Genomic DNA, 17370 nt, shown 5'->3' with positions numbered 1-17370 from the left:
GAGGAGCAGGAAGTTTAGGCTCTTGCTCGTCCTCGAAACTCATCTCTTAGCTCTTTAGCTCGTTCTCAATTCTCGAAGCTCTTATCTCTTTCTCAACTCTCGTATCTCAATCTTGCTCTTACTGCTCTTTCTCGAAACTCGTACTCTCGAATCCCGTATCTCGCTCCGATTCTCGTTCAGGTACGCTACCGCCCTTGGGTGTCGTTCCCAATGTACGCATTTCGTGGCGAAATAATGTGTTTAGCGAAGACGCTAAAAAGGCAAAATGTAACGACCTGTAAACAGTTTTTTGGACAAAAGTGATCGGGGTCGTTTTAAAATCGGCAGGAGTGTATCACTAATAAGGCAGAGATTTACATAGTGAGACGCTTATAAATTTTGTGATATGGATCTACTCGGAGCGAAATAACCTTACAAATTAGGGACATTCTTATATTGAGATTATATTTCGCGTATTTCGGGGGCTGTGGGGCTATTCGGAGAGGGTTTCGTGCCCGAGAGACGTATCAAAGTGCGACAGTTTTGAATAAATACTCAGGACACGAAAGGTTAATACACTAGCAGGATAAGTTTCTGTCTATAAACGTTAACGTTAAGAGGCGAACACCATGAGTTTTCCTACATTGATGACCTTGCCTTTCTCAAGCAATTCTACGTTACCATCACCGCACACGGTGAGTCGGACGGAAGGCTGTGGCTCATTGACATAATACTCACAATCCGGCGTGCCCGCGCCAATGATGCGGCTATAAATCACAAGCTGCTGGTTGGTGAAACTAGCATGTTGGAACACGAGATGTTCATTCGATGAGGAGACTTCCACGCTTTCTTTAATCCCATTCGCCCAAAGAATTGCAGCATTAGTTTTTGTTGCATCACTTCCTTGGACTGAGCACCCAAAAAGGGTGGCCAAAAGCAGCGTGACTGGGAAATAAAACGCATTTTTCATACAACGGAGTTCCTGTCTTAATTTTGCGAGGCAGTGTAAACAGATTATTTGGGAAAGTGCAGCCCTGATTCGCCCTGGCTGATCGTTTTAGCGGTTTTTTTGCGGTGTATACCTAAGGTGGCCATCAATGAACACTGACAACGAACAAACAAAAAATATAAGCCAATGTCACTCGCTTACAGTGTCGACTTTACTGTACTTTTTAGGCCGAGCGGGCCCCGCTTTTAGAAAGAAGATCCCCTGATTTCCTGCCTTCGCTTTACAACGATATGACACAAAAAGCCCAAGTGAATCCCACTCTGTTTATTTTGTTTTGGGTTTCATTAGCTTGTGCTTTTTCTTTGTTGCGGCATCACGTAATTTGATCTTTATTCAATTAGGCGCAGTGAGATCACAACAATATTCAGGTTTGTCTGAAGTATTGGCGTTTTATGTTTACTTGATCAGCATATGTGTTTAGCATTTTACGCGTCATGACCATTTTAGAGTCAGACGCATTAATTATAAGAAAATGGAGTGACCCATGAAAAAATCTATGATTGCAGCACTGGCTGTAATGATGATGTCTGCACCAGCAATGGCTGCTGAAGAAGTTGCGGCATCTACTGGCGGTTCTGCTGGCGGCACTGCTGCTGGTACTGCTGCTGTTGGTGGCGTAAGCGCAACAGCTGTTGCAGTAGGTGCGGCAGTTGTTGCAGCAACCGTTGTTGCTGTTGATGCAAGCGGTTCTACCGGCACGACTGGTACCGTTGGTACTAACTAAGTAGTGTTTTGCAACCGAACGGGGTTCCGTTCGGTTGTTTTTACCAATACCCAAACAACCTGAAGATGCCGGATTCAGCGAGCTTTACTGACGTTATGATCAAGGCGTCCCTTTGCCGATGTAGTGCGCTCCATCAAAAAGGGACAACACCGAGCATGGCGTCAGTAAACTCGCCCGAAGGGAGGCCCTCAGAGCGTCCACTTCATCGTTAAATCCCTGTGAAATAGAATGACTATTCCTACAAGAATTTGCCTTGAATTGAACACTCTGATGGCCTCTGAAATTGAGCATCTTTAGGTTGTTTGGGTATATTGCTCATCCTTACGTTTTATTCCTTGTTCTATTTCTCTCTAGTAAAGAAACACATACCTATTTAGGTGGTTAGGTAAATCATGCTGACAACTCTTTCTCGCATCGTGCCTATGGCATTGTTTGCACTCACCTTGCCACTCTCCGGATGCAGCCAAAAATCAACTGCTTTGTATGACACTTTTTCGGTTGCTGCATTTGGCCCTCAAGACATTGAAAAATCCGCTGATGATATTAATGCACTGCCATGGGCAAGCATTTACGCCAAGCTAGACGGCGATGCACAAGCCTTTATGGTGTTAGGGTTTGCCGAGCCTCGTCATTCGGTATACCAACTGAAATGGCTGTCTGCGAACAACGAGATGGTGGTGACAGAATCTGGCCGTTTGATGAAAACCGTCGGCCTTCAAAACGGCAACTTACTGAACAGCGAAAGCGATGCCATCGACCCGCTTCAACTGGGTTTACATAAAGACAGCACGCCGACATCTTGGGCGAGAACCATTGATTGGCAACCGGGCAACCACTTCGGCGTAACCCTGACTTCATCGTTTGCAAACAAAGGCATTCAAACGCTGATCATCAATGAAAAACCGGTTGAGACGCTGTATTTCGTTGAAACTGTTGATGCACCTGAGCTTGATATTCAATTTGAAAATGAATTCTGGGTATCTCCGCAATCTGGGCGTGTTCTGAGCAGTAAGCAGGCTATCTCGCCGACGCTTCCCTCCATCGACATCACGGTACTGAAACCTTTCTCTTCATAGGACTCACATGAAACTGACACATGATCGCGTGTGCGCACCGGAGCTTGAAAAGGCCGGTGAATCTGTACGCGGGCTGATGGGTGTAGCACTTTTATTATGCTCACTGTTTGCACCTTCAACTTTTGCCACCACGTTAATGGTTCAACAAACCGCGAACACGCCGCTGTTAACTTTGTCGTTTTCAGAGACGCCACGTTTATCTCAATTGGTGCTTGAAGGCACGAGTGCGCTTCAGCAAGCGCCTGCTTACCAACAAACCACCCGTTCACATCAAACTGACGGCATTTTTTGGCCTGCCGCATCCTTGTTTGATAACACGCAGCAAGCGTCTGTCACGCAATTGAAGATGGATGTTTCTACCCAGCTTTCTCGCCTTTCCGCTGAATGGGGAAATGATGCCGATAAGAAACACGCTATCGATACATTACTGCGTTTTATTGAAGAGCAGGATTACGGGTTTCGTGTTGATGTGAGCGTCGATCATGACGATCTTTTGTTGGGCAAACACGCTAATCCCTTGTTAGAGGCCGACTACACCTTGTTGTTGCCCTCTCGCCCTACTTCTGTGGGTGTGTTGGGTGCGGTGAAAAACAGTGCCCCGTCTGATTGGTCGACGGGTTTGAGCGTCAGTGATTATCTGAATGATCATGAGCGCTTATTTTGGTTCGCAGAACGCAGTCACGTTGTTGTAATAGCGCCGAATGGCGTCACACACACCGTGCCTGTGGCCTATTGGAACAGCGCAGATGCGCGCCTTATTCCTGGTAGCCTTGTTTACGTACCTTTCGCTTCGCTTCCGTCTGAATTTGACAATTTGAACGCGACGATCGTTAACCTTCTGACACGCCGGATGATGTAATGAAGACCCACGTCCCTTTTCGCTATTCAGCACTCGCCCTTGCGCTTTTTCCTTTCATCACAACGCATGTCGCTTTTGCATCCGATTTAACCGCTGCTTCTGAGCCAACCTTTGCTTCAGAGCAAAAAGCAAAGGCCTTAAAACCGACCTATGACCACACCTCGCAAAGCGATTTTGGTGGTGTGGGCTTGATGCAGATGCCTTCTGGCCGTTCTGCGCCTGAAGGGGAGTTTTCAGTTGGTTATACGGCGAATGAAGATTACCGTCATTACCATGCATCTCTGCAGCTTATGCCTTGGCTTGAAACCACGTTGCGCTATACACAAGTGCCTTCGAAACGCTATGGCGGCAATGGATTCGGCGAAGACACGCACTACACAGACAAAGGCATCGACGTAAAGTTCACGCTGTGGGAAGAAAGCTATTGGCTACCTGAAACCTCCATCGGTATGCGTGACCTTGGCGGCACAGGATTGTTTGATGGTGAGTTTATTGCCGCCAGTAAACGTTTCGGCCCTGTCGATATCACCATGGGTGTCGGCTGGGGCTATATGGGCAACAGCGCAAACCTTTTAGGTAACAAAGCCACCGACGATTGTGGTCGCGACACGTCTTATAAGGGTAAAGGCGGCTCGATTGATTTCGAACGCTTCTTTACTGGCTGTGCGTCGGTATTTGGTGGTGTGGAGTACCAAACCCCTTGGGAACCACTCACGCTAAAACTGGAATATGACGGTAACGATTACCGTAGCGACTTTGCCAATATCGATGAGGCGCAAGAAACGAATTTCAACGTAGGCGCACTTTATCGTCTCGGGGATTGGGGTAATATTCGCGCCAGTTTTGAACGCGGGAATACCGCGACCTTGGGCTTTACGCTTCATACCAATTTCAACGAAATGAAACAGGTATGGGTGGATTCGCCTAAACCTGCTTATGCGCCAGCTGCCGAAGGCACTGACACCGATTGGGACAAGGTTGCTGAAGATTTGGCGTACATTTCAGGCTTCCAAAAACCCAAAATCTACGTGGATGATAATGTCATCACGGTAGAAGGTAATCAGTCTAAGTACCGCAAACCGGCGGAAGCACACGACCGCGCCGCGGCGATACTTGCCAATACCCAAACACCTGCTGACACATACCGTTTTGTGGATGTGAAAAACGGTTTGGCCGTCACCACCACCGACGTGGATGCCAACGCCTACCGCACCGTCGCCAATCAGGAACATGTTGGTGCGTCGATTCATGATGCTGCTACCCCGTATCAAGCGTCAACCACCGCCAATGGTGCGTTGAAAGCGGATCGCTCAGAGAATTTTGTTTACGGCATTTCCCCTACATTGCAGCAATCACTGGGCGGTGCGGAAGATTTCTATCTGTTTAATATCGGTGTGTCAGGTGACGCGGCCTATTGGTTTACCGATAACCTTGAACTTGGCGGCAGCGTTTACGTGAACCTGTATGACAACTACGACAAGTTCACGCATACCGTTGCCCCTGGCGACAGCACGGAACTAAAACGCGTAAGAACCTTGGTGCGTCAGTACATTTCTGACAACCCTGTGCGCTTGAATAATTTACAGCTCACAGGCTTTGGTCAGTTCTTTGATGATGTCTACACCCAAGCGTACGCAGGTTACCTCGAAATGATGTACGCCGGTGTGGGTACTGAAGTACTTTACCGTCCAATGGGCAGCAACTGGGCGTTTGGCCTAGATGTTAACTATGTGGCACAGCGCGATCCGAACAGCCAGTTTGGTGTGTTCACCGATGAGCACTATTACGACCCGATTGATAAGCGCAATTACACCGTACAAACCGGCACGATGACGGGCCATGCTTCGGTTTATTATCGCCCTGAGTGGTCTTGGTTTGATGATTTGACGATCAAGGCGAGCGCAGGTCGTTACCTTGCGGAAGACCAAGGCATCACACTTGATGTGTCGAAGCAGTTTGATAGCGGTGTGATCGCTGGTGCGTTCGTGACCAAGACAGATCTGTCAGCAGAAGAATTTGGTGAAGGCAGCTTCAACAAAGGCTTCTATATTTCGATTCCGTTTGATGTATTCACGGTTCAACCAAGCGCCAACCGCGCACTGATCCAGTGGATCCCACTCACACGCGACGGCGGGCAAATGCTAAGCCGTAAATACCATTTGTACGATATGACGAATGGGCGTTATCCGCGCAGTGAGTTTACGAATCGGTAGGTCTTAGATAGCGAGTGGCGAGTGGCGAGAAAGAGCTCTTTTCTCTATTCTCGTCCCTCGTACCTCTAATCTCGTATCTCTCATCTCTCATCTCTCACCTCTATTCTCGTCTCTCCAATCTCAAATCTCAAATCTCACGATTTTGCTGCAAGCACTACCTTCTCCGCCAACCCTCGTTCCTCGATCACCTCCCCCAGTGCCTCTTGTGCTTCTTTATCTCCATGCACGATGCGTATTTCTTTAGGCATGTTTTTTATGCCCTCGATAAAGGCGAGCAAATCGTCTCTGTCTGCGTGGGCGGAGTAGCCGGACATGGTGTGGATGTGGGCGTTGATGGCGATGTTTTCTCCGTCTATGTTCACGTGCTTATCGCCGCGCTGAATATTGCGCCCAAGTGTGCCTCTGGCTTGGTAGCCAGCCAAAATCACATCAGTACGTTTATCCGGCAGTAAGGCTTTAAGGTAATTTAAGACTCGCCCACCATTGCACATACCGCTTGCAGCAATCACGATCGCAGGTTCGCCCGTTTGTTTGAGGCGATTGACCAAGCCAATGTGGTCGCGATGGGTATTGATGGTGATGCATTGTTCGAACGCGAGTGGGTGTCGCCCTGAATCCAAAGTTGTTTTAGCTTCTTGGCTCCACAACGTTTTGAAGGCGCGGTATTGTTCCGTCACTTTTGCTGCCATTGGGGAATCGAGGATCACTGGGATGGTCGACCAAGTGCGCTTTTCATCGTCAGTTAACGATGTGGCCAGCAGGTTTTCGATATCGAACAGCAGCTCTTGGGTTCGGCCAACACTGAACGCGGGAATGATGATCACGCCACCATCATGAAGCGAGCGGTTGATCAGCGTCTTCAAACGTTCGGCACGGGAGGCTATCGACTCATGGGTTTTGTCGCCATAAGTGCTTTCGATCACCAAAACATCTGCGCGCTCTGGCGAGATGGGGTCTGGAAGCAGCGGTGTGTTGTTCGGACCAAGATCGCCAGAAAAGACGACGCGTTCACCATTTGGTAAATCCACTTCTATGTACGACGAACCCAAAATGTGCCCCGCCGGTTGAAAGCGAATGCTGGCGATGGTGGAAGCGATCGTAGAGGAAGCAGAAGCGCGTTTGATGTTTGTCCAAGTGTTGTATTTGATGGAACGTATCAACGAGCGAATCAGGTTCAACACGCGCTTTCGTTGTCGTGTCTTCATACCGAGTTGGAGACGCAACCCGTCATCAAGCATCATCGGCATCAGCTGTGCTGTCGCTTCGGTGCAGTAAATTGGCCCTCGAAAGCCCGCCGCTAAAAGCCAAGGAATACGGCCTATGTGGTCAATATGGGTATGCGTGACGAGCAATGCATCGATATCTTTGACGGGAAAGTCTATATTGAGCGACTTGGTATCCTCCCCTTGGAATAACCCGCAATCAATCAGCAATTTCCCTTGGTCTGTATTGAGTTGATGGCACGAACCTGTCACGCCATCTTTGGCACCGTGGTGGATGATGTTCATTGTTCTTCCTTGATTGTTGCTCATCGCGCTAACCGCATTAAAGGGCTAGAGCGCGCACTGTGTTACTGTTACATAGTGGTGGTTTATCATTGGCATCTGTTTCAACGTCTCTGCCGCTTAATCCCTCCCCTTGAAAAGTGGAGGGGATTAAGAGCAACTATCCCACTGAAATTTATTGATTTAATTGTGCCAAGAATTATGAGCACTAAGAGAATTGTTATGAGGTTTTTGGAGCGGGCTAACGCCAACAAGTCGCGTGGATGTATAGAAAGTGACTAGTTTGATTGATGCGCTCTTGCTCCTCCCACTTTTCAAGGGGGAGGTTGGGTGGGGGTTACTGCTCAGAGGTGGAGGTTTGTCGTAAGCATCGGTTTAATCATACCTGCCGCGTAACCCCTCCCTAGCCCTCCCCTTCAAAAGTGGAGGGGATCAAGAACAAGATCAAAAGCATACAACCACCCGCTTTGGCTTTTGCTCCTCCCGCTTTTCAAGGGGGAGGTTGGGTGGGGGTTATTGCTCGGAGGTGGAGGTTTGCCGTAAGCATCGGTTTCATCCTCTCTGCCGCTTAACCCCTCCCTARCCCTCCCCTTSAAAAGTGGAGGGGATCAAGAACCAGATCAAAAGCATACAACCACCAGCTTTGGCTTTTGCTCCTCCCACTTTTCAAGGGGGAGGTTGGGTGGGGGTTACTGCTCGGAGGTGGAGGTTTGTCGTAAGCATCGGTTTCATCCGCCCTGCCGCGTAACCCCTCCCTAGCCCTCCCCTTGAAAAGTGGAGGGGATCAAGAACCAGATCAAAAGCATATAAACCGCCTGCTTTGGCTTTTGCTCCTCCCACTTTTCAAGGGGGAGGTTGGGTGGGGGTTACTGCTCGGAGGTGGAGGTTTGTCGTAAGCATCGGTTTCATCCGCCCTGCCGCGTAACCCCTCCCTAACCCTCCCCTTSAAAAGTGGAGGGGATCAAGAACCAGATCAAAAGCATATAAACCGCCTGCTTTAGCTTTTTGTACAAACCGGGTACATCCTTTACGTTTCTGACCGGGCACATTGTTTACGCATGTAATGCTTTACGGAGGGAAAAATTACTCTCCTTCTTTTAAAACGTCACAGATAACTTCTAATACGGATTCTATTTCTTCCATAATTTGGATATTCGTAAAACGGAGTACTCTGATACCCAACTTTTCTATAAATCTATCCCTTTCAATATCTAGCTTTACTGCCTTATCCAAGAAGTGGCTATCTCCATCTAATTCGATCACTAACTTGCCAGCTCTGCTATAAAAATCGACGATATAGCGCCCAATACCTTGTTGACGCCGAAAATTCACACCAAGTTGTTTAGCCCGCAAATGCTTCCAAAGTCTTCGCTCGGGCTCTGGCATATTGCTTCGAAGCTCTCTACGCAATGTTTTGTGTCGCTTGCTGTTGTACATCGGCTTCCTCGCCCCTGCTACTTATCCCTCCCTAACTCTTCATTTGAGAAATGGAAGGATTCAAGAGCGGCTATCCAACTGAATTTTATTGGTTTAATTGTGCCGAGAATTATGAGCGCTGAGAAAATTGTTCTGAGGTTTTTGGATCTAGCTAACGCCAACTATGCAGAATGTTGTAAACCATGTCCCCGGTTTAAAATGTAAAGGATGTGCGCTTTGGGCAGGGGGTTACTGCTCGGAGGTAGAGGTTTGTCGTGAACATCGGTTTCATCCTCACTGCCGCGTAACCCCTCCCTAGCCCTCCCCTTCAAAAGTGGAGGGGATCAAGAACAAGATCAAAAGCATACAACCACCCGCTTTGGCTTTTGCTCCTCCCACTTTTCAAGGGGGAGGTTGGGAGGGGGTTACTGCTCGGAGGTAGAGGTTTGTCGTGAACATCGGTTTCATCCTCACTGCCGCGTAACCCTCCCTAGCCCTCCCCTTCAAAAGTGGAGGGGATCAAGAACAAGATCAAAAGCATACAACCACCCGCTTTGGCTTTTGCTCCTCCCACTTTTCAAGGGGGAGGTTGGGTGGGGGTTACTGCTCGGAGGTGGTGATTTGTCGTAAGCATCGGTTTCATCCGCCCTGCTGCATAACCCCTCCCTAGCCCTCCCCTTCAAAAGTGGAGGGGACAAAGAGCCAGATTAAAAGCATATAAACCGCCTGCTTTGGCTTTGGCTCCTCCCACTTTTCAAGGGGGAGGTTGGGTGGGGGTTACTGCTCGGAGGTGGAGGTTTGTCGTAAGCATCGGTTTCACCCACCCTGCCGCGTAATCCCTCCCTAACCCTCCCCTTGAAAAGTGGAGGGGATTAAGAGCCAGATTAAAAGCATATAAACCGCCCGATTTGGCTTTTGCTCCTCCCACTTTTCAAGGGGGAGGCTGGGTGGGGGTTACTGCTCGGAGGTGGAGGTTTGTCGTAAGCATCGGTTTCATCCGCCCTGCCGCGTAACCCCTCCCTAACCCTCCCCTTGAAAAGTGGAGGGGATTAAGAACAAGAGCGAAAAGACAAATTCCAGATACGAAAAAGCCCGCTCAATGAGCGGGCTTTTTCTAATTTGGCGGAGCCAAGAGAAAAACAACAGCGGGATTTACTCGGTCACTTCGTTCCCTTGCCCTTCGGGCCGTCGCCTTTTCCGACTGCGTCGGGGCAACGTTGTCTCGCTTCGCTCGGCTGAACCCTGACTAGGGTCCTGCACCCCTATCTTTTTAGAGGTTTAAAAATGCAAAAAGGCCGCTGTAAGAACAGCGGCCTTTTCTAATTTGGCGGAGAGATAGGGATTTGAACCCTAGGTGCGCTATAAACGCACGCCGGTTTTCAAGACCGGTGCTTTCAACCACTCAGCCATCTCTCCGTGGTTGCGGCGAATATTATAGGGGGTTCAGGATCTTGTAAAGCAAGAATTTGATGAAAATGGTGCGTTTGCACAGGGTTTGAACAAAGTGAGTGTGACACGATCAATTCGTGCAATAACTGCACGTGCAAAACATTCGTCATGAGTATAAAAACAAAAAAAGCGAGCTCATGGCTCGCCTTTCCTACGGGTTTATCGGAGATTAGCCGAAACGGCCGCTGATGTAATCGCGTGTAAGTTTGTGCTCTGGGTTGTTGAATACATTTTCTGTGGTATTCAATTCCACCAAGTCGCCCAAATGGAAGTACGCGGTGCGGTCTGATACACGCTTTGCTTGCGACATGGAGTGCGTAACCATCACGATGCTGAAGTTTTCTTTGAGTTCTTCTATAAGATCTTCGATGATGCCCGTTGCGATGGGGTCAAGCGCTGAGCACGGCTCATCCATCAAAATAACTTCCGGTGCAATCGCGATGCTCCGTGCGATACACAAACGCTGTTGCTGGCCGCCAGACAAACCGGTGGCTGGCTGATCTAAACGTGACGCTACTTCATCCCACAAACCTGCGCGACGCAGTGATTCTTCGATCACGCCATCTAGCTCATCTTTGTTATCAACCAAGCCATGGATGCGTGGACCATAAGCCACGTTGTCATAGATAGATTTCGGGAACGGGTTCGGGCGTTGGAACACCATGCCGACTTGTGAACGCAGCTCAACGATTTCTTGCTCCTTGGCATAGATGTTATGGCCATCCAGCAAGATCTCCCCTTTTACTTCACAACCTGGCACTGTGTCGTTCATGCGGTTCAAACAACGAAGGAAGGTCGATTTACCGCAACCTGAAGGACCAATCATGGCAAGCACTTGCTTCTCGCCAATGTCGAGGTTGATGTTGCGAATGGCTGATTTCGCGCCTGCTTCGTAGCTCACGCTGACGTTTCTTGCCGTCATTCTCGGTGCGTCTACAAAGGGCACGCCACAGGTTTCTTTCGGTGCGGCAGTATGCTCTGCAGCGTCCATTTTTTTGCTTTGCGGGAATTCGCCGGCGTGTGTCATTGTGGTTGTCATATCCATACTCCTACCATCTGCGCTCTAGGCGCTTACGCATGATGACGGCACATGCGTTCATAAATGCCAAGAACGCCAGCAACACCATGATTGCGCCGGATGTATTCTCAACAAAACCTTTTTCTGGGTTTTCTGCCCAGAGATAAATTTGTACTGGCAACGCGGTTGCAGCGTCTAACGGGCCTGATGGCACATCAACAATGAAAGCAACCATGCCAATCATCAGCAGTGGTGCGGTTTCGCCCAAGGCTTGTGCCATACCGATGATGGTGCCTGTTAGCATGCCCGGCATCGCCAGTGGCAATACGTGGTGCAATACCATTTGCATTTTTGATGCGCCCACGCCCAATGCGGCATCACGCACTGACGGTGGCACCGCTTTAATCGCTGCGCGGCTTGAAATGATGATGGTTGGTAACGTCATCAATGTGAGGACCAAACCACCCACAACCGGCGCGGAACGCGGTAAATCTGCCACGTTGAGGAACACCGCCAAACCTAACAAACCAAAAACAATCGACGGCACAGCTGCGAGGTTATTGATGTTGATTTCGATAAGTTCGGTAGCGCGGTTACGTGGAGCGAATTCTTCTAGGTAGATCGCCGCAGACACACCAATGGGGAAGCTCAGTACCAGTGTGACCAACAAGGTATAGAACGACCCAACCGTAGCGCCCCAAATCCCCGCAAGCTCTGCATCGCGGCTGTCACCGTTGGTGAAGAAGTTCGAGTTGAACACGGTGCGAACATTGTCTTCGCGTACCAGTTCGTCGTACCACGCGATGTGTTGGTTTTTGAACTGACGGCCATCTTCTGACGTTTCTGCTTTGATGTTGCCTTTGTTGTATTGGTTAAAGTTGTCGCCAGCTTGCGCCCAATATTCGATCTTCTGACCAACCAAAGATGGATCGGCAATCACCATGTCACGCAGATCGTATTCCGCGCCGTTTGATAGGAAGGAATACAACGCACGTTTGTTCTTACGACCATCCACCGGGATCTCTTGAAGAATGGCTTTGCGCACCACTTTGCGGAAGCTGGCGTTCATCAAGGTCTTTTTGTTGATGTCCTCGCCTTCGATGCCGAGCGCACTTTCAGACAAATTCACGGTCAGTTTGATTTGCGTGGTGTAGAAGGCGGTATAGCCGTCAGAGACAATGGTGGTCATCAACACAATAAGGAAAGCAAACGCCATGGAAATCGACGCGATGCCGTAGAAACGGAAGCGGTTTTCCTTTGCGCGGCGGCGTGCGACGCCGGCTTTGACTTTCTCTCGCTTGGTTTCAGCGATTTTCAATAATCTATCAGTCATACTGCTCTCGATATTTCTTCACGATTCGAAGTGCGACAAAGTTAAGCGCCAAGGTCACGACAAACAGGGTCAACCCCAGAGCGAATGCTGCGAGTGTTTTCGGGCTATCAAACTCTTGGTCGCCCACCAGCAAGGTGACGATTTGCACCGTGACTGTGGTAACAGAATCAAGTGGATTGGCGGTGAGGTTTGCTGACAAGCCAGCGGCCATTACCACGATCATGGTTTCACCGATGGCACGGGAAACGGCAAGCAACAACCCACCGACGATGCCTGGCAATGCCGCGGGGATAACCACGCTTTTAATGGTTTCTGAACGCGTTGCGCCCAAACCTAATGAACCATCGCGCAGCGCTTGCGGCACTGCTGTTATTACGTCATCAGACAGGGATGACACAAACGGAATGATCATCACGCCCATGACAACACCTGCCGCCAATGCGCTTTCTGATGAAGCACCGCTCAGCCCCATTGCATTGGCGATGTCACGGATAAAGGGCGCGGCGGTCAATGCTGCAAAGAAGCCGTAAACCACGGTTGGGATACCTGCGAGGATCTCCAAAATGGGTTTAACAATGTTGCGCACGCGAGGAGATGCGTATTCCGCGAGATAAATGGCGCTCATCAAGCCAATTGGGGCTGCGATACACATGGCGATCAATGAGATCATCAAGGTGCCAGTGAAGAGAGGAATCGCGCCGAATGCGCCGCTTGCGCCTTGTTGGTCTGCGCGCAGTGCGATTTGTGGTGACCAAGACGTACCAAACAGGAAGTCGGTCACGGGAATAATTTGGAAGAAGCGGATCGCTTCAAACAACACGGAAAGGACGATACCTAGGGTGGTCAAAATCGCCAGTGTTGAACAAAACATCAGGAAAATCTGAAGGCATTTCTCGACATAGTGTCGTGCTTTCAGTTTTGGTTTAACGATACGCCAACCCAACGCCAAACCGACAAGCGACAAGGCTGCCACGGCGACGAAACGCAAGGTTTGGCCGATGCCTTCAAGGTGTTGGTAGTGACCTGCTGCTGCCAATAAGCTTGGGTCTTCCGTTTGAAGTACGCCGTTAGCAATATGGATGATTTGGCTATAGAGCAATTGGCTGTTTTGGTGTGCATCAATGGTGGCTTGTGGCAATTGTGCCATCACCAAGGATTCCACTGTGCTTGGTTCAATCGCTTGCCAGATGATCAGCAAAAGAAAGCTCGGAATCGCCGCAAGAATGGCAGCGAACGAACCGTAATAAGCAGGCCGAGAATGCAGCGTGTTCAAGCCACCGTGCACGGTAGCAACATCTCGGGAGCGTTTTTTGGCGAGGAAGTAAGCACTAAAAGCAAGCAGCGCCACTATAACCATCAATGTGGATGTCGTCATCCCTATTCCTTAATCCCTAATATACTCAAACAATCTAAAGATACTCGGATGATGAGGTCTTCATCTTGCTTGAATAAACAGCAAAAGTGGCGTGCCTCTCGACACACCACTCAGGGGTTACAACTTACAGATTTGGTGTTAAATCTACTGCGCTGTTGCGAACCAGTTTCCAATCACGTGCTGACAGTGGAATCAAACCACGGTCTGTCAGGTAACCTTCGTCACCAATTGCATCTTCAGAGGTAAAGGCTGCAACATACTGTTGAAGACCTGGAATCACGTCTGCGTGTGCTTTTTTCACGTAGAAGTACAGTGAGCGAGATACAGGGTAAGAACCGTCGCCAATCGCGTCGAACGTTGGTACTACACCGCCAATTTTTGCGCCTTGTACTTTGTCAGAGTTCTGCTCAAGGAAGCTGTAACCAAAGATGCCGAATGCACTTGGGTTTGCATCTAGCTTCTGAACGATAAGGTTATCGTTCTCGCCCGCTTCGATGAATGCACCGTCTTCACGAATACCGTGACACACTGCTTTGAACTTTTTCTTGTCCGCTTTTTTCATCGCTTTCAATGTTGGGTACTGCTTACAACCACCTTCCATTGCTAGCTCAACGAATGCATCGCGAGTACCTGACGTTGGCGGTGGACCAAGCACTTCAATTTTCAGCGCTGGCAGTGACGCGTTTACGTCTTTCCATGTTTTGTTGGGGTTTTCAATCAGGTTGCCGTTTGCATCAGGTACGACTTTCGCGAGTGCGGTGAAAAGGTCTTTCAGAGTGATATCGAACTGCTCTGATTTTTTAGAGTTAGCGAATGCGATGCCGTCGTAGCCCACTTTCACTTCAACGATGTCTTTCACGCCGTTTTTCGCACAAAGTGCGACTTCAGAGCTTTTGATTTTGCGTGATGCGTTGGTGATGTCTGGCGTGTTTTCGCCAACACCTGCACAGAACAGCTTCAAACCGCCGCCTGAACCGGTAGATTCGATTTTTGGTACCGAGAATTCTGAGGTGCGACCGAAGCGTTCCGCTACCACTGTCGCAAATGGGTACACTGTTGAGGAACCAACAATACTAATGTAGTCACGTGTTGCTGCCGCTGCGTTGCCCGCTGCAAACGTTGACAGGCATACTGTAGATGCCGCAATCAGAGCCTTAAGTTTCACATCAACCTCCAAGTCGATATTTTTGAAATGTTCGCTCTCTGGCGTTGTTACCGTTGAGCTATTAAGTTTTGCCTCATGTCTGCGGACAAATTTAGATTTCTTATGTGACACTTCCCTGAATGAATTGTGAAGTTTTCGTTACGACCCATTCACACAAAACACCAAACATTAATGACACCCATTCGTCATAACATTGACACATATCCGACATACTCTGTTTTCGCGGCGTTCAGGCGTATTCGGTTCAATGAATATGCTTTTTCCATAAAGCAAAACGTCCACAAGACACACCAACACAAAATAAATAAAACGAGATACATATCACTCACACTCATTTGCTTGCGCAGTTTCAGCACGTGGCTTAGTAATAAAAAAATACGAGAGAAACGGATGACTCAGCCAATACAACACGTCACCTCAAACACCTGCACACACAACCCTGATGCCACATCGGCAGACAAACGCAAAACACTGCGCGTCGACAAAAAGCCGCGGGTATTATTTCTGTGTGATGGGCAACAAGGGTTCTCTTTGATTGCACAAAGTGTTTTGAACCATAAGGCAGACAGCCACTACGTCGCAGTCAGTGGGTTTACTGGGAAGGTGTTTAATGAAGAGGCTGCCTGCGGGACTCTTCGTCGGTACAACATTGATTGCACGTCTGCGCACTTAAAGCCTTTGGAGGAGTATGCTGAGGAACACGTTGATTTTGTTGTGGCGTTGACGCCTTCTGCCGTGCAATCAGGCAAGCCTTTTCCTGCTTACGACAAGTTTATTCCTTGGGATATTACAAGCGGTGGAGACGTCACGGAGATGGCGATGATCATTAAGGCGATTAACGATCAGGTGAATTATTTTCTATCTGTTTATTTGTATAGGTAGGGGGAAGAGCGTTGAGGTTTAGAGGTAAGAGATTTGAGATACGAGATTAGAGAATAGAGCGAGAGACTGTCCTAATCTCGTAATCTCGTAATCTCGTAATCTCGTAATCTCGTAATCTCGCATTCTCGCATTCTCGCATTCTCGCATTCTCGCATTCTCGCATTCTCGCATTCTCGCATTCTCGCATTCTCGCATTCTCTCAATCTCACATCAGACTAAGCTAATTCTTCTAATTCACTGACGGCAAGCGAGGTGTTTTTGTAGATGACATAGCAGTCTCGGCCTGCACCTTTTGCATCAAACAATGCGGTATCAGCCAAGTAGATGATGCGATCAATGGTTTCTTCCGCGCTAAACGATGGCGTATTTTCGCAATGGAAATGGCACACGCCCATACTCGCTGTCACGGTAATACCCTCCAGCGGCATCTTGCTCAGTCCTTGTCGAATGCGCTCACACACAGCATCAACTTTGTGAAGCTCGATATCTTGTAACCACAGCATGAATTCTTCACCGCCGTAACGCCCAACAAAATCATAATTTCGAATCGCATTTCTGAGCACTTCCGCCACTTCCATCAGCACAAGATCGCCCCGTTGGTGGCCATAGGTGTCATTCACCAACTTAAAATGATCGAGATCGACCAAGACCACAGCGCCTTGTGATTCACGTCGATTAAGCATGTTGAGGCTTTGCCCTATGTGCTCAAACAAGAAGCGTCTGTTGGGTAATTCCGTGAGGGGATCGGTGCGCACTAAGCTCTCAAGCTTGCGGTTGAGTCTTTCAAGCTCTTCGCGTTGTTGTTGGCGGGTTAATTCAACTTCTATCCACGTCGCCATGAGCTTGAGCGAATCAATATCAATGTCTCGAAATTCACGTGGGTAAGGATTCGGACTGGTAAAGTTCAGGGTACCAATGACTTCACCAGCAAGCTTAATGGGAATACCAATGTAGGATTCCAAACCAAACTCTAAATACGCAGGGTGTTGGCCCAACACATCTGATTCACCCACATGTTCAATCGCGATCGGGCCGCCTGCATCCACCGTTACCCAGCAATAGGAAAGATCGTAAGAAAACTCATCACCCGCTTTGAGAGGAACATCGTTAGGACATACCACATGTTGAATGATGTAACGGCCTTCAGTGATCAGAGAAAGAATGCCAATATCGAGATTAAAGCGCTCCAAACCCATTTGAAGCAACTCGGCTATTTGATGGTCGAACCCTTTATCATAATCATGTGTGATTTGATAAAGGCGTCGAATCACCTTTTCGCTCTCAGACATCTTCACAAAAACACATTCCAACAATTGATACACTTATTAAAAGCTTAGACTTTTTCAGTGTTATCAACCACGTTATCG

Annotated in this window: 13 protein-coding genes and 1 tRNA gene; 5 read left to right on the top strand and 9 right to left on the bottom strand. The window is 48.7% G+C overall.

Annotated elements, in window-relative coordinates:
- Positions 1-592: 592 nt before the first annotated feature.
- A complete protein-coding gene (locus EQP46_RS08740; protein WP_192545489.1) occupies positions 593-949 on the bottom strand; it encodes a hypothetical protein in 357 nt (118 codons plus the stop codon).
- A 523-nt stretch (positions 950-1472) separates the two neighbouring features.
- Between EQP46_RS08740 and EQP46_RS08735 the strand changes: the two genes are divergently transcribed.
- From EQP46_RS08735 to EQP46_RS08720, 4 genes are all read left to right on the top strand, one after another.
- Positions 1473-1712: a hypothetical protein gene (locus tag EQP46_RS08735; protein ID WP_129493275.1), complete on the top strand. Its 240-nt coding sequence runs from the start codon at positions 1473-1475 to the stop codon at positions 1710-1712.
- Positions 1713-2104: 392 nt separating this feature from the next.
- On the top strand, positions 2105-2788 hold the full coding sequence (locus EQP46_RS08730) for a YjbF family lipoprotein (RefSeq protein ID WP_129493274.1): 684 nt from the start codon (positions 2105-2107) through the stop codon (positions 2786-2788).
- Positions 2789-2795: 7 nt separating this feature from the next.
- Positions 2796-3647 (top strand): capsule biosynthesis GfcC family protein, encoded by an 852-nt coding sequence (locus EQP46_RS08725; RefSeq protein WP_129493273.1) that lies wholly within the window; start codon positions 2796-2798, stop codon positions 3645-3647.
- Positions 3647-5860, top strand: a complete 2214-nt coding sequence (locus EQP46_RS08720) for a YjbH domain-containing protein (protein ID WP_129493272.1) — start codon at positions 3647-3649, stop codon at positions 5858-5860. Before EQP46_RS08725 ends, EQP46_RS08720 begins: the two co-directional genes overlap by 1 nt.
- Before the next feature lie 134 nt (positions 5861-5994).
- On the opposite strand, the gene EQP46_RS08715 is transcribed toward EQP46_RS08720, so the two are convergent.
- The 7 genes from EQP46_RS08715 to EQP46_RS08685 form a co-directional block, all read right to left on the bottom strand.
- The gene (locus tag EQP46_RS08715; RefSeq protein WP_129493271.1) at positions 5995-7368 is read right to left on the bottom strand and encodes an MBL fold metallo-hydrolase RNA specificity domain-containing protein; all 1374 of its coding nucleotides are present in this window, start codon (positions 7366-7368) and stop codon (positions 5995-5997) included.
- 1080 nt (positions 7369-8448) lie between these two features.
- Positions 8449-8802, bottom strand: coding sequence for an endonuclease domain-containing protein (locus EQP46_RS08710; RefSeq protein WP_129493270.1), 354 nt, complete (start codon positions 8800-8802; stop codon positions 8449-8451).
- A 1304-nt stretch (positions 8803-10106) separates the two neighbouring features.
- Positions 10107-10197 (bottom strand) — tRNA-Ser (locus EQP46_RS08705).
- A 202-nt stretch (positions 10198-10399) separates the two neighbouring features.
- Entirely contained in the window at positions 10400-11152 is a 753-nt protein-coding gene (pstB, locus tag EQP46_RS08700; RefSeq protein ID WP_208862545.1) for a phosphate ABC transporter ATP-binding protein PstB, read from the bottom strand.
- A 127-nt stretch (positions 11153-11279) separates the two neighbouring features.
- Positions 11280-12581, bottom strand: a complete 1302-nt coding sequence (pstA, locus tag EQP46_RS08695) for a phosphate ABC transporter permease PstA (RefSeq protein ID WP_129493268.1) — start codon at positions 12579-12581, stop codon at positions 11280-11282.
- Entirely contained in the window at positions 12574-13956 is a 1383-nt protein-coding gene (gene pstC, locus EQP46_RS08690; RefSeq protein ID WP_129493267.1) for a phosphate ABC transporter permease subunit PstC, read from the bottom strand. The genes pstA and pstC overlap by 8 nt, the downstream gene beginning before the upstream one ends.
- 124 nt (positions 13957-14080) lie before the next feature.
- Positions 14081-15121: a substrate-binding domain-containing protein gene (locus tag EQP46_RS08685; protein ID WP_129493266.1), complete on the bottom strand. Its 1041-nt coding sequence runs from the start codon at positions 15119-15121 to the stop codon at positions 14081-14083.
- A gap of 390 nt (positions 15122-15511) precedes the next feature.
- On the opposite strand from EQP46_RS08685, the gene EQP46_RS08680 reads away from it, so the two are divergent.
- Positions 15512-16003 carry an arsenate-mycothiol transferase ArsC gene (locus tag EQP46_RS08680; protein ID WP_129493265.1) on the top strand — a complete coding sequence of 164 codons (492 nt, stop codon included), beginning with the start codon at positions 15512-15514 and terminating at the stop codon, positions 16001-16003.
- Between the two features lie 215 nt (positions 16004-16218).
- Here the strand turns inward: EQP46_RS08680 and EQP46_RS08675 are convergent, their stop codons facing one another.
- Positions 16219-17292, bottom strand: a complete 1074-nt coding sequence (locus tag EQP46_RS08675) for a sensor domain-containing diguanylate cyclase (RefSeq protein WP_129493264.1) — start codon at positions 17290-17292, stop codon at positions 16219-16221.
- Between the last annotated feature and the right edge of the window lie 78 nt (positions 17293-17370).

It is taken from the genome of Enterovibrio baiacu (assembly GCF_004120195.1).
Lineage (GTDB): Bacteria > Pseudomonadota > Gammaproteobacteria > Enterobacterales > Vibrionaceae > Enterovibrio > Enterovibrio baiacui.
The sequence above is the reverse complement of the archived record's forward strand: the minus strand, read 5'-3'. Positions and strand labels throughout refer to the sequence as shown.